Origin of the sequence: Curtobacterium sp. JUb34 (assembly GCF_003755065.1) — a bacterium.
Lineage (GTDB): Bacteria > Actinomycetota > Actinomycetes > Actinomycetales > Microbacteriaceae > Curtobacterium.
The window spans coordinates 1,294,095-1,307,061 of record NZ_RJVH01000001.1 but is presented as its reverse complement, the minus strand read 5'-3'; the positions used below and the strand labels follow the sequence as shown (position 1 = coordinate 1,307,061).

Here is a 12,967-nt window from a genome sequence, read left to right as displayed (position 1 = left end):
CCCGGCGCATGCTGGGCGCATGAAGCAACGAGTCATCGGAGACGTGTCGGTCAGTGCCATCGGTCTGGGCGGGATGCCCATGTCGATCGAGGGGCGCCCCGACGAACGACAGTCCATCGCGACCATCCACGCCGCGCTCGAGAACGGTGTCACGCTCATCGACACCGCCGACGCGTACCACCTGGCCGCCCACGACGAGGTGGGGCACAACGAGGAGCTCATCGCCCGGGCCGTGCGGGAGTTCCACGGCGACACCGAGTCCATCCTCATCGCCACGAAGGGCGGACACCTGCGACCGGAGGCCGGCGCATGGGCGCAGAACGGCCACCCGGAGTACCTGAAGCAGGCGGCGAAGGCCTCGGCGAAGCGCCTCGGCGTCGAGGCGATCGGCCTGTACCAGTTCCACCGTCCGGACCCCGCGGTCCCCTACGCCGAGTCCGTCGGAGCACTCGGTGAGCTGCTCGACGAGGGGGTCATCCGGATGGCCGGCATCTCGAACGCCGACCCCGACCAGATCCGGACGGCGAACGAGGTCCTCGACGGACGGCTGGCCTCGGTGCAGAACCAGTTCTCGCCGAAGTTCCGGTCGAGCGAGCCGGAACTCGAGCTCTGCGACGAGCTCGGGATCGCGTTCCTGCCGTGGAGCCCGCTCGGCGGCATCGCGAACGCCGCCGATCTCGGCACCGCCTACGAGGACTTCGCGTACATCGCGCGGGACCGTGGCGTCACACCGCAGGTGATCGCGCTCGCGTGGGAGCTGCAGAAGAGCGACGTGGTCGTGCCGATCCCCGGGGCGTCGCGCCCGCAGTCGATCCTCAACTCGCTGACCGCACCGACCGTGAAGCTGCGGCCGGAGGACGTCGCGCGACTCGACGCATCGCAGCCGGCTGCCGTCTGAGCCGCCCCGGCACGACGACGCCCCGCGGTTCCGGTCGGAGCTGCGGGGCGTCGTGGTGCCGGGGCCTGGTGTGGCGACTAGTTGCTCGGGCAGACCGCCGAGACCTCGTTCAGTGAGGACTGCACGTCGGTCTGGGCGTCCTTCGCCTCGGCGGAGTCGGCCGAGCCGCTGGAGGTGAGCGCCGAGGCGTACTCCTTCGCGTCCTCGGTGAAGTCCTCGAAGGCGTCGTGGACGTCGTCGTTCGTGACCTTCGGCAGCGCAGCGTCGAGGCGGTCGGTGAACTCCCCGACCAGCTTCGCGCGCGCCGCGGGGTCCGCCGGCGCCGAGGACGACGTCTGCTCGGCGATGAACGACTTGAGCTCGTTCTCGACCAGGGCGCACGCCTCGGTCGTGGTCTGCTTGGCGGCCGACGTCTTCGACGGGGCGGACGACTTCGACGGAGCAGACGTGTCCGCCGAGTCGCCGTCGTCGGACGATCCGCCGGAGCAGCCCGCCAGCAGCGCCACGGCGACGAGCGCCGTGGTCACCGCGGTGAGGGTGCGGCGCATCAGGAGTTGCACTCCTTCTGGAAGGCGTTGCCGGCGTCCTGCACCTTGGTGCTGGACTTCGTGAGCGCCGAGACGTCGGCCGACTGCGGGTCGTCAGCGATGTCCTCGATCTGGTCGACGAGGTCACCGTAGGCGTCCTCGAACGCCTCGCCCTTGTCCTGCAGGTCGTCGTCGGACAGGTCGTCGACGCCGTCGGAGATCTTCTCGTCGAGCTCCTTGAGCTTGGTGACGGCGGCGTCCGGGTCGGACTGCAGGTTCGCGGCCTCGGACTGCACGCCCTCGGCAGCGGACTTGACCGTCTTCTCGAACTGGGTGCACTGCTCGGCCTTCGACGGCCCGGTCGAACAACCGGCGAGCAGGGTGAGCGCAAGGCCGGCGGTGGCGAGCGCGATGAACTTGTTCTTCGGCATGGTGGAGAGTCCCCCTCGATCGGTCCACACTCCCCCGGATGAGGTGCAGATCCGTCATCGAGCGTACATGGGGCACTCACAGGATGACCGGCCGCCCGGCGTACCGTCGAGGGCATGCGCGCCATCACCTTCGACGACACCACCATGTCCGTGACCGACCTGCCCGACCCGGTGCCCGCCGCGGGCGAGGTGCTCATCGAGGTCGCCGCCGCCGGGGTGAACAACGCCGACCTGCAGCAGCGCGCGGGGAACTACCCGCCGCCGCCCGGCGCTTCGGAGATCCTGGGGCTCGAGGTCTCCGGCACCGTCCGGGCCCTCGGCGACGGGGTGACCTCGGTGGCCGTCGGCGACCGCGTGTGCGCCCTGCTGTCCGGCGGCGGCTACGCCTCGCTCGTCGTGGCTCCCGCGACGCAGGTGCTGCCGGTCCCCGACTCGGTCGACCTGGTCGAGGCCGCCGGCCTGCCCGAGGCCGCCTGCACCGTGTACTCGAACATCGGCATGCTCGCCCGACTCCGCCCCGGCCAGACCCTGCTCGTGCACGGCGGCACCGGCGGCATGGGCTCCCACGCCGTGCTGTGGGCGAAGGCGCTGGGCACGACGGTGATCGCCACGAGCGGCGGTGACCGCAAGGTCCAGGCGTCGCGGGACCTCGGTGCCGACCTGGTCGTCGACCACCGCTCCGAGGACTTCGTCGAACGCGTCCTGGCGTTCACGGACGGCGTCGGGGTCGACGTGGTGCTCGACGTCGTCGGGCCGTCGTACCTGGCGCGGAACCTGCAGGCCCTCGCGCCCAACGGGCACATCGCCGTCATCGCCTCGGGCAGCGGCAGCACCGCCGAGCTCGACCTCGGTGCCCTGATGCGGAAGCGGGCGTCGATCAGCGGCACGACGCTGCGCGCCCGCCCGCTCGCCGAGAAGGCCGCCATCGTCGCCGCCGTCCGCGAGCACGTCTGGCCCTTCGTCGCCGACGGCAGCGTCCGACCGGTCGTCGACACCGTCCTGCCGCTGGCCGAGGTCGAGGAGGCGCACCGGAAGGTCCGCGACGGCGAGGTCGTCGGGAAGGTGCTGCTGACGCCCTAGGCGTGGACGCGGGAGAGGAACTCGACCAGTGCCGGGTGCTGCGGTGCGTCGAGGACCTCGGCGGGGACACCCTGCTCGACGACCTCGCCCCGGTGTAGGAACACGATCCGGTCGGCGACGTTCCGTGCAAAGTGCATCTCGTGCGTGGTCATCAGGATCGTCGAGCCCTGCCGCTTCAGTTCGGTGACCAGGTCGAGCACCTCGCCGACGAGCTGCGGGTCGAGTGCGCTCGTGACCTCGTCGAGCAGGAGGAGCTCGGGGTCGGACGCGATGGCCCGGACGATCGCGACGCGCTGCTGCTGCCCGCCGGAGAGCCGGTCCGGGTAGGCGTCGGCGAACTCCGCCAGCCCGATGCGCTCGAGCAGCCGACGCGCGGTCGCCTCGGCCTGCGCCCGCCCGACGCCGTGCACCTGGCGCGAGGCGAGCGTCACGTTGTCGAGCACGGTCATGTGCGGGAACAGGTTGAACTGCTGGAAGACCACGCCGATGCGGGCGCGGACACCGTCGACGGCGATGCGGGGATCGGCGATGTCCGTGCCCTGCAGCAGGATCTCGCCGTCGTCGATGCCCTCGAGCAGGTTCACCGTCTTGAGCAGGGTCGACTTGCCCGAGCCGGACGCGCCGATGACGCAGATGACCTCGTGGCGGTGCAGCGTCAGGTCGATGCCGCGCAGGACCTCGTGCTCGCCGAAGGCCTTGCGCACCCCACGCAGTTCGAGGACCGCAGCGTCCGCACCCGACGCACCACGGGCCTCCTGGCCGACCTCGCTCATACGGTCCCTCCGATCTGCTCGCGCCGCTGCTGGCGGCGTGCGATCGCGTCCGTGACGCGGATCAGCGGCAGGCTGATCACCACGAACAGCAGTCCCGCGACGAAGTACGGCGTGAAGTTGTAGGTCTCCGCCTGGGCGATCTGCGCCGACCGGACCGCGTCGACGGCGCCGAGGATCGAGACCAGGCCGACGTCCTTCTGCATCGAGACGAAGTCGTTCATCAGCGCCGGTGTGACCTTGCGGATCGCCTGCGGCAGCACCACGAGCCGCAGGGTCTTCGCGTGCGACAGTCCGAGCGACCGGGCGGCGAGGCGCTGCGACGGGTGCACAGCCTCCATGCCGGCACGCAGGACCTCGGCGATGTACGACGAGTACGTCAGGACGATCGCGATGGTGCCCCAGACCTCGGCGGGCAGCCGCGGGAACACCCCGAGCCCGGGGATCCCGTACCCGACCAGGTACAGCACGATGATGAGCGGCAGGCCGCGGAACAGGTCCGTGTAGCCGGTGGCGAGCATCCGCAACGGGAAGAAGACCGGGTTCCGCAGGCCCCGCACCACCGCGAGCAGGGTGCCGAACACCGCGACGCCGATGGCGCTGAAGAACAGGATGCGGACGTTGAGCCAGAGCCCCAGCAGGATGTCCGGGAACGTGTCGATCGCGGTCTGCGGATCGAAGAACGACTGCTGGACCGCTGCCCAGCCCGGGGTGTTCACGACGCCGAAGTAGGCGATCGCGATCACCACGAGCGTCGACACCACCGACACCACGATCGACCGGCGTCCGCGCTGCCGGCGGTAGAGCCGCCGCTCGGCCTCGACCTGGCTCGGCGCGGCTGCGGCGACCGGGGTACCGGCGCCTGCTGGCACGGTCATGCGGTTACTTCAGGACCGGGGTGTTGGTCTCCGAGGAGAGCCACTTGGTCTGCAGGTCCTCGAGCGTGCCGTCGTCCTCGAGCGACTTGAGTGCCTTGTCCACCTTGCTCGTGAGCTCCGAGCCCTTCGGCAGGACGAAGCCGAACTGGTCACCCTTGCCGTCCGACGGGAACTGCGCCGACACCGTGCCGTCGTCGAGCTGCGCTGCGGCCATGTAGAACGCCGTCGGCAGGTCGGTGACGATCGCGTCGATCTGGCCGGACTTGAGCGCCAGGACGGCGTCGTCGTTCGAGTTGAAGACCTGCGGGGTGATCCCGAGCACGCTCTTCACGCTCGCGATCGACGTGGACCCGGTGGCGACACCGATCGCGTCCTGCTTGAGGGCGGCGATGCTCGTGTCGTCGACGGCCTTCGAGGTGCTGGTCGTCACCACGGCCTGCGTGGTCGTGTAGTACGCGCTCGACATGTCGACGGCCTTCTTGCGCTTGGCGTCGATGGAGAACTGCTGGACGTTGAGGTCCCAGTCCTTCGGCCCCGGGGCGATCGCGCTGTCGAAGGTGCTGCGCTTCCAGACGACGTCGGACTTGGTGTAGCCCATCTCCTTCGCGACCGCGTAGGCCACGGCGGACTCGAAGCCCTTGCCGGACTCCGGCTTGTTGTCCTCGATCCACGGCGAGTACGCCGGCTCACCGGTGGCGATCGTCAGCTTGCCGTCGGTGACGGTGCCGTCGTCGTTGCTGCCGCTGCCGGCGGCGCACGACGTCAGGGCGAGGGCGGCGACCGCGGCTGTTGCGACGGCGAGGGTGAGGCGGAGGGATCGGGTCACGGTCGGGCCTTCGTGCGAGGGGCTGGGGGCAGGTCGAAGTGTACTTCGCGGTGGGATACCAACGCGACTCCGGGTGCCCCTCGTGACCCGGTCTCGTGTCACACACCAGTCGACGGGTCGACGTCTGGCTGGTAATCTGGCGACGCGGGCTGAACCGAGCGCATGCTCGGCTGAGGTCTGAGATCAAGGGGCGTCCCAGCACGGGGCGCCCCCTTTCTGCGCTCTGGACCTCCTCCGCTCTGTCCCGCAGAACGACGGCGTCGTGCCGAGCGCACCAGGCGATCAGCCGAGATCTGCAGTCACAGCCGGTCGCGCATCAGCCTCCGATGCCAACCCAACGTCGACGACGCGGGAGGTCACGGCAACGACTTCCCGTCCGGCCAAGAGACGGGTTGCCTAGATCGCTGTCGCCGTGCAGTATGTGTGCATCCGGTAACACTTCACCGGCTACTCAAGGGTGAGAGATGACCAAGAAGAACACATTTTGTGCTGTACTCGTGTCGACCGCGGTCGCGGCTTCAGTGCTGGCACCCGCCGTCCCGGCACATGCAAGCGATGAACTCCTACGGGCCGCGATCCCGCCGCACGTCGTGGTCGATGGGAGCTTTGATCCCGACAGTGAGGTCGTAATGGTCGGCGACGGCCCCACGACCCAGTCCGGTAACTGTAAGGACCGCGCCTTCACGGTGCTACCGGTCATGGGCCAGTCCGTCAACGGCTGCAACGTGATCGGCTGGAACGCCGCAGCGCGGGCCCCGTACAAGTGGTACAAGCACATGGGTACCACCAACCCCTGCATCTGGGGCAAGGGGTTCAACTCCAAGCACGCACCCACCTGGACGGCGATCGGCTGTGGCTCGGGGCAGACGAAGACCGTTCCGTGGGGCAATGTTGCCGGCACCAAGAAGATGAAGGGGCTCACCGCGGTCGGCTGGGCCGGCGTGCAGTGGCAGTGACACGGCACAGCATGCGGCGACGCGGGCTCGGGGTCATCGCCTCGAGCTGCGTCGCCGCAGCTCTTCTGTCGGGTTGCGCATCCGGCGAACTTCGAGCGGCTCCTTCCGGCCCGGCGCCCCGGCCCGACGAGCCTGCGCTCGACGTGGCTTCGATGCAGTCGATCGCTGATCAGCTCCGCGATTCCGTGCCGTGCGACGACGCCGACGCGTTGCTCGATGACCTTGCCTTCTGGGACGCGATGCGGGGATTCGATTGCTTCAACGGTGGTGATGCAACGTTCGTCCGCGCCTACGCTCACACCGCGTCCGTTCCGCAGACGCTTGAGGACTGGGCCGACACGTTCAACGGGGAACGTGCCGTCGCTCGCGGTGAGAACTGGTACGTGATCGGACCACCTGCCATCGTCGCGGCGTTGGACGCTCCTCCAGACGCGCCGAAGATCGCCGGGGATGCCGGGTCCCCCACGAAGCTGACAGCGGAGCAGGACTACCTCACCACCTGCACGCAGTTCGTCGCGAGCGAGGGAGAGCGGTACGTGAACCATCCGAGTGGGCGCAACGAGACAGCGGCCCAGTACGACAGGTTGTTCCCGGCCGTCACTGCCGAAGTGCACGCAGCAGTCGACAGCCTCGGCAGGGACCGCATCCGCAAGGTCCCGGACACGGAGCGATGGGTAGCAGCGCTCTCACCGATCGGTCCTCGCCTCAAGGCGAAGTGCGCGACCGCGTACGAGAAGGTGGCCGCCACCGTGAGTCCAGTCGAGGGAAGCCCATGACGAGCACGTCCAGGCCTGCTTCGGAGCGCACCGCGGTCGCGACCACCGGAACGATCGCATCACTCAGCAGCACCGTCCTGTCCGTCGACAACCTGCTCGGCTTCGGTGGCTCCCACCTGTTCGGCTTCGGCGCGGCGGCGTTCTTCGTCGCGTTGGCCGTGCTCGGTGGATCGGCCTGCATGGTGTTCGCAGTGCGTGGACGTGATCTCGCACCCGGCGTCGCCGCCGCATCCGTGGCGGGGTTCGTCGTGACACAGTCGCCAGCTCTCGGCACCGATCTGTGGCTCCCGCTGTCGACCGCGTTGCACGCGCTCGTGCCGCTGGCGTTCGCGGCCTCCGCGCTCGTCACATGGAGCAGATCTCCGATGAAGGTGCTGCGCGTGGGGTCGTCGCTCACGGCGATCCTGGCGGTGTCGTGGGCGGTGGGCGGGTTCGTGCCGCTGTGGCTCGAGTTGTTCCTGGCCCTGCAGGCGGCAACGCTGCTCGCAACCACGGCCCTCATGGCCGGCCCGTTGCTTCCACGTGTTGCTGGCTTCGTGCGCAACATCTGGGACAACGCAGCAATCCGCTGACCAACCTTCACCACTCGACGCCGCGGTCACGCAAGTGATAGGTCAGTCGGCCATCGTGAAGTCCTCGAACGAGAAGCCCGGCGACACGAGGCAGCTCAGCAGCACCTCGCCGTCGTTCGGGATCGTCCGCTGCCACACGCCACCGTGCACGAACGCCTGCGCGTCGTTCACCCGGTCGCGACCGGCGTCGGGCCCGAGGGTGATCCGCGCACCGGGCTCGGGAGCATCGCCGGAGCCGCCGAGTTCGAGCTCGACGGTGTCCGGACCGTGCCACATCCAGATCTCGTCGCTCGTCACCCGGTGCCAGGCCGAGGCCTCGCCCGGGGGCAGCAGGAAGTGGATCAGGGTCGCGGCGGGGCGGTCACCCGCGGGCGTCGTCACCGTGGCCGGCGAGGTCCAGGTGCGGACGTACCAACCGCCCTCGGGGTGCGGCTCCATGCCGAGGGCGATGGCGCGCTTCGGCAAGTCGAGCCACTCGATCAGTGCGCCGTCGACGGTGCGACGGGCGGCCATGCCGGGGCGGGGTGCGGGCTCGGTCATGATTCCTCCACAGGGATGACAGGGCGGTCGGGTGATGGCGTGGTCACGCCGGTCAGCGCTCCGTCGACGGCGCGGACGACCCCGCGGATGACGGTGGCGGCTGCGCGCCCGGCGCCGTCCTCGACGAGCTCGGCGAGTGCGTCGGGCACGGTCCGGGCGTCGACGTCGAAGACGGCCAGGTCGGCGCGGGCGCCCACGGCGAGGTGGCCGATGCGGTCCGGTCCGACGGCGAGCCCCATGGCGTGCGCACCGCCGAGCGTCGCCGCCGCCAGGAGCCGCTCGTGCAGGTCGCGGTGCCCGTAGCCCTGGGCGCGGGCGATCCGGTGCAACGCGGTGACGTCGGCCATCAGGTCGAGGGACGGGGACGACGACAGCGAGTCGGTGCCGATGGCGATCGGGCTGCCCTCGCGCAGGTAGTCGGCGACGGGCGGCGGGTCGAGGCCGATGACGGCGTTCGACCGCGGGCACAGGGCGACGGCGGTGCCACGGGCGCGCAGGAGCGCCCGGTCGGCTGCGGTCATGTAGACGCCGTGCGCGATGTGGCAGTCCGGCCCGAGCACGCCGAGTCGGTCGACGAACGCGGTGGCGCTCGCCCCGAACCCGAGGGCTCGCAGCGCCCGGAACGAGGGCACGTTCGCCAGGTGCCAGTCGTTGCCGTGGCCGACGCCGTCGACACCGTCGAGTCCGGGGACGGGTCCGAGGGCGACGCGCTCCCCCTCGAAGGCAGCTTCGCCGAGGTGCAGGTGCAGTCGGAGTCCGCGCTGCCGGACGATGTCGGGGAGTTCGAGCAGGGGCGCGACCTCGAGCGAGTAGGGCGCGTGCGGTGACAGGCCGGCCCCGGGGGTGGTCGGGATCCGGGCGAGTTCGTCGAGCACCTGGTCGCGGCCGTGCGACTGCCAGGCGTCGTTCTCCCAGTCCATCACCTCCCAGTAGGCGATGCCGCCGAGGCCGGCGTCTTCGAGCGCGGTGGAGGCCTCGATGTCGGTGACGATGTCCGCGATGCTCGTGACGCCGGCGCGGATCGACGCCGCGGCGCCCGCAGCGGCTTCGGCCCGCCAGTCGTGCGGCTCGGCGTAGTCCTGGTTGAACGCGGCCGCCCAGTCCTCGAAACCGTTGTACTGGCCTCGGCCGACACTGGCCATGCCGGTGTACTGCAGGTGCGAGTGCGCGTTGACGAGCCCCGGCAGGAGGGCTCCGCGCCACTGCCGTTCGGTGAACGTCGTGCCGGAACCGGCGAGCTGGTCGACGACCCAGGACCGGTCGCCGACGTGCAGGATGCGGCCGTCCTGCACGGCGACCGCGCCGTCCGCGATCGGGGGCGCGGTCATCGGCACGACGACGCGTGCCGAGTGCACGACGACCGGGTGGTCGGCACGCGGGTACGTGGCGCTCGGGTGCAGGTCGCTCGGGGGCGCAGCGCTCATGCGGGGTCTCCGAAACGGCGCGTCCGGACGTCCGGCTCGCGGTCCGCCGGGTGCTCGGCAAGGGGGACGGGAGGAACGGGGTGCGCTCCGAAGGCGGCGAGCGCCGTGCGCGCGGTCGCGTCGTCGACCGCGGGGTCGATGGGCACGACGGCTCGCGCCAACTCGTCGCCCCGCTCGAGCAGCATGCGGACCGCCCCGAGCTGCGCCGCGAAGGACAGGTCCATGATCTCGATCGGGTTGCCCTCGGCCGCCGTGATGTTGATGCACCCGCCGCGGTCGAGCACGATGGGCCCGCCGTCGGCATCGGGGAACACGAGGCGCTCGGCCTTCGGGCCCACTTGCTGTCGGGTGGCGCCGGCCGCCATCGCGTCGGCCAGCGCGACCTCGTGGTCGACCCCGCCCGCGACGGCGACGACCGCCCCGTCCGCGCACGAGCGCAGCACCCGCAGGTCGATGGTGTCGGCGACCCCGGTGGCGCTCAGCACGAGGTCGGCGTCCTGCACGGCCTCGGCGAGCGGCGCGACGGCGTGGCCGGCGAACAGCGCCTGCAGGGCGCGCACGGGATCCGTCTCGGCGACCGTGACCCGGAACCCGAGGGCGGACAGCACCAACGCGACCCCTTCGCCGACGTGCCCGAACCCGGCGACGACCGCCGCGCCTCCCGACTTGACTCGGTGCGTACCGGACGGGAGCCCGTCGACCAGGTCGAGCACCGCGAACACCGTCGACTGCCCGGTGCCGTACCGGTTGTCGAAGAACGTCTTGGTGCGGGCGTCGTTGACGGCGACCACGGGGATGCCGAGCTCGCCCCGCGACGCCATCACGCGCAGGGGTCGGAGGCCGCTCGTGGTCTCCTCGGCCGCGCCGAGCATCGTCGGCAGCAGGTCCGGTCGTTCCTGGTGGGCGAGCCGGATGACGTGCGAACCGTCGTCGAGCAGGATGTGCGGCCGGGTGTCGAGCATCGCGAGGGCGAGCGCCTTCTGCTCCGGCAGTGTGGCGGTGCTGCTCGCGTACACCGGCAGACCCGCTGCCCGGAGCGACGCGGCCACGGCGTCGTCGGTCTCGTCGGCGTGCGCGTAGACGACGACCTCTGCCCCGGCGTCGCGCAGCAACAGGCTCAGCACCGCCGTCTTCGGCTCGAGGAACATCGCGACGCCGATGCGGGTGCCACGGAGCAGTCCGCCGTCACGGAGTTCCGCGGCGACCGCACGCGAGACGGGCATCGAGCGTCGTGCCCAGCGCAGGCGCGCGTCGGCGGCCGGGTCGTCCTCGGGGTCGCGACCGGTGGAGACCAAGAAGACGTCGTCGGAGAGCATCGGGACGCCGAGCACCCCTGGGCGTGCGGTGACGACGGGACCGAAGGCGTCCTCATCGACGGCGGGCAGGTGCCGGCCGGCGTCGATCACGATGAGCGTGGCGCCACGGGGACGGTCGGCCTCGCGCTCGATGGCGGGGGTGGAGTCCTCGGGGGAACCGAGGCACCAGAGCTGGTCGATCGGTTCGTGCTCCGCGGCCGGGCGTGCGCCGAGTCCGGTGAGCAGCTCGTGCAGCGCCGCGGCGTCGCGGGGGTCGCCACCGACGATGCGGAACCGGCGAGCCGCCACGAGCAGGTTCGTCACCGCGGCGAAGCGTCGGACGGCCGCCGACGCCCAGGATCGCGTCTCGGGGTCGGGTCCTGGCGGCATGCGTCAATCGTAGGGAATGCACGGGGGCCCGCCGACGTACTCTCTGGGCATGAGCGATGCAACCACGACCGAAGCGTTCGACAAGGTGACGATGTTCGGCGCGGACTGGTGCCGCGACTGCCGCCGGTCGAAGGCGCTGCTCGACACCCTCGGTGTCGACTACGAGTACGTCGACGTCGAGCAGGACCTGTCGGCGGCCGACCGGGCCGAGGCGATCAGTGGGCGGAAGAACATCCCCGTCGTGGTGCTGCCGAACGGCAAGCACTTCGTCGAGCCGTCCGACGCCGAGCTGCGCGCCGAGCTCGAGGCCTCCGGCGCCGTCTGAGCTGCGGGCGGCTCGGCCGAGATCTGTCGCTTCCGCGAAAGCGACAGATCTCGGCCGAACATCGGCGGCAGACTGTCGCGCTGGCGGCACCGACCGCGCGACGGGACGAGATCTGTCGCATTCGCAGGATGCTCTGGGATCAACCCGGCCGGGAGGCACGGTGCGCGCCCGACGCGCGCCGCGCCTCCCGGCCGGGGTCGTGTCCCGAGCCCGCGTGTCCGTGTCGAGCCCGGCTGGCGCCGGCGCTGGCACTGGCGCTGGCGCTTCCGCGAAAGCGACAGTGTGCCGCCGAACATCGGCGGCAGACTGTCGCTCTTGCGGACCGGACCGGCTGATGACGCCAACTTCTGTCGCTTTCGCGCCGAGCACACCACGCACGGGCGGACATCGGATGAATGGGGCATCATGAGCGCGTGATCATCGACGCTCACCACCACCTCTGGAACCCTGCCGACCGGCCGTACCCGTGGATGGACGACTCCGTCGCCCCGATCCGGCGGCGGTTCGACGTGGACGACCTCCGCGCGGCGACGCAGGGCACCGGCGTGACGCGGACGATCGTCGTGCAGGCCGTGCACGACCCCGGCGAGACCGCCTGGCTGCTCGAGCAACCCGGACCCGTCGCAGGCGTCGTCGGCTGGGTGGACCTGACCGCGCCGGACGTGACCGACCGGATCGCCGCCGTTCGAGCACTGCCCGGCGGCGAGCGCCTGGTGGGCATCCGGCACCAGGCGCAGGACGAACCCGACGCGGACTGGCTCGCCCGCCCCGACGTCGTCCGCGGGGTCCACGCACTCGCCGCCGCCGGCCTGGCGTTCGACGTCCTCGTCCGTGCGCGCGAGCACGCCGCCGCTCTGACCCTGATCGATGCCGTCCCCGAGGCGTCGTTCGTCCTGGACCACGCGGGCAAGCCGTCGATCGACACTGGCGATCCGGCCTGGCGGGGACGGATGACCGACTTCGCCGCGCGCCCGAACGTCACGTGCAAGGTCTCCGGTCTGCTCACCGAGGCCGGCCCGCACTGGCGCGACCGCCCGGTCGACCGGTACGTCCGCGGGGTCGTCGAGCAGTTCGGTCCCGAACGGTCGATGTTCGGCTCGGACTGGCCGGTGTCGACCCTGGCGACCGGGTACGCCGACGTCGTGCAGCGGACGACGTCGGCACTCGACGACCTGTCGACGACCGAGCACGAAGCCGTCCTCAGCGGTACCGCGGAACGCGTCTACCTTGTCCGCGGCCGCACTCAGACATAGGATGTCTTCGGCTGCACTGGCGCAGC

General features: G+C 70.8%; 15 protein-coding genes. 7 read left to right on the top strand and 8 right to left on the bottom strand.

Going from position 1 to position 12,967, the window contains the following annotated elements; genetic code table 11:
- Positions 1–19: 19 nt before the first annotated feature.
- Complete coding sequence (locus EDF63_RS06340) at positions 20–898, top strand: aldo/keto reductase (protein WP_123312106.1); 879 nt, start codon at positions 20–22, stop codon at positions 896–898.
- A 77-nt stretch (positions 899–975) separates the two neighbouring features.
- Here EDF63_RS06340 and EDF63_RS06335 read toward each other — a convergent pair whose 3' ends face one another.
- The gene (locus EDF63_RS06335) at positions 976–1,446 is read right to left on the bottom strand and encodes a hypothetical protein (protein WP_185021324.1); all 471 of its coding nucleotides are present in this window, start codon (positions 1,444–1,446) and stop codon (positions 976–978) included.
- Positions 1,446–1,856 (bottom strand): hypothetical protein, encoded by a 411-nt coding sequence (locus EDF63_RS06330; protein WP_123312103.1) that lies wholly within the window; start codon positions 1,854–1,856, stop codon positions 1,446–1,448. Before EDF63_RS06330 ends, EDF63_RS06335 begins: the two co-directional genes overlap by 1 nt.
- A gap of 114 nt (positions 1,857–1,970) precedes the next feature.
- Here EDF63_RS06330 and EDF63_RS06325 point away from each other — a divergent pair, with 114 nt between their 5' ends.
- The gene (locus tag EDF63_RS06325) at positions 1,971–2,936 is read left to right on the top strand and encodes an NAD(P)H-quinone oxidoreductase (protein WP_123312100.1); all 966 of its coding nucleotides are present in this window, start codon (positions 1,971–1,973) and stop codon (positions 2,934–2,936) included.
- Here the strand turns inward: EDF63_RS06325 and EDF63_RS06320 are convergent.
- The 3 genes from EDF63_RS06320 to EDF63_RS06310 are packed head-to-tail and all read right to left on the bottom strand — an operon-like array spanning position 2,933 to position 5,410.
- Positions 2,933–3,709 carry an amino acid ABC transporter ATP-binding protein gene (locus EDF63_RS06320; protein ID WP_123312098.1) on the bottom strand — a complete coding sequence of 259 codons (777 nt, stop codon included), beginning with the start codon at positions 3,707–3,709 and terminating at the stop codon, positions 2,933–2,935. The genes EDF63_RS06325 and EDF63_RS06320 overlap by 4 nt on opposite strands.
- Positions 3,706–4,584 (bottom strand): amino acid ABC transporter permease, encoded by an 879-nt coding sequence (locus EDF63_RS06315; protein WP_123293349.1) that lies wholly within the window; start codon positions 4,582–4,584, stop codon positions 3,706–3,708. The genes EDF63_RS06320 and EDF63_RS06315 overlap by 4 nt, the downstream gene beginning before the upstream one ends.
- A gap of 4 nt (positions 4,585–4,588) precedes the next feature.
- Positions 4,589–5,410 (bottom strand): ABC transporter substrate-binding protein, encoded by an 822-nt coding sequence (locus EDF63_RS06310; RefSeq protein ID WP_123312096.1) that lies wholly within the window; start codon positions 5,408–5,410, stop codon positions 4,589–4,591.
- A gap of 464 nt (positions 5,411–5,874) precedes the next feature.
- Between EDF63_RS06310 and EDF63_RS18400 the strand changes: the two genes are divergently transcribed.
- The 3 genes from EDF63_RS18400 (at position 5,875) to EDF63_RS06295 (ending at position 7,714) form a co-directional block, all read left to right on the top strand.
- The gene (locus EDF63_RS18400; RefSeq protein ID WP_131877413.1) at positions 5,875–6,366 is read left to right on the top strand and encodes a hypothetical protein; all 492 of its coding nucleotides are present in this window, start codon (positions 5,875–5,877) and stop codon (positions 6,364–6,366) included.
- Positions 6,367–6,518: 152 nt separating this feature from the next.
- Positions 6,519–7,142: a hypothetical protein gene (locus tag EDF63_RS06300; RefSeq protein WP_123312092.1), complete on the top strand. Its 624-nt coding sequence runs from the start codon at positions 6,519–6,521 to the stop codon at positions 7,140–7,142.
- Positions 7,139–7,714, top strand: a complete 576-nt coding sequence (locus tag EDF63_RS06295; RefSeq protein ID WP_123312089.1) for a hypothetical protein — start codon at positions 7,139–7,141, stop codon at positions 7,712–7,714. Before EDF63_RS06300 ends, EDF63_RS06295 begins: the two co-directional genes overlap by 4 nt.
- 42 nt (positions 7,715–7,756) lie before the next feature.
- On the opposite strand, the gene EDF63_RS06290 is transcribed toward EDF63_RS06295, so the two are convergent.
- The 3 genes from EDF63_RS06290 to EDF63_RS06280 are packed head-to-tail and all read right to left on the bottom strand — an operon-like array spanning position 7,757 to position 11,363.
- On the bottom strand, positions 7,757–8,254 hold the full coding sequence (locus tag EDF63_RS06290; protein WP_260232988.1) for a cupin domain-containing protein: 498 nt from the start codon (positions 8,252–8,254) through the stop codon (positions 7,757–7,759).
- Complete coding sequence (locus EDF63_RS06285) at positions 8,251–9,678, bottom strand: amidohydrolase family protein (RefSeq protein ID WP_260232987.1); 1,428 nt, start codon at positions 9,676–9,678, stop codon at positions 8,251–8,253. The genes EDF63_RS06290 and EDF63_RS06285 overlap by 4 nt, the downstream gene beginning before the upstream one ends.
- A complete protein-coding gene (locus EDF63_RS06280) occupies positions 9,675–11,363 on the bottom strand; it encodes an adenosylhomocysteinase (RefSeq protein WP_123312085.1) in 1,689 nt (562 codons plus the stop codon). The genes EDF63_RS06285 and EDF63_RS06280 overlap by 4 nt, the downstream gene beginning before the upstream one ends.
- Positions 11,364–11,412: 49 nt before the next feature.
- Here EDF63_RS06280 and EDF63_RS06275 point away from each other — a divergent pair, with 49 nt between their 5' ends.
- Entirely contained in the window at positions 11,413–11,688 is a 276-nt protein-coding gene (locus EDF63_RS06275) for a glutaredoxin domain-containing protein (protein ID WP_123312083.1), read from the top strand.
- A gap of 413 nt (positions 11,689–12,101) precedes the next feature.
- A complete protein-coding gene (locus EDF63_RS06270; RefSeq protein WP_221180529.1) occupies positions 12,102–12,941 on the top strand; it encodes an amidohydrolase in 840 nt (279 codons plus the stop codon).
- The last annotated feature ends 26 nt before the right edge of the window (positions 12,942–12,967 follow it).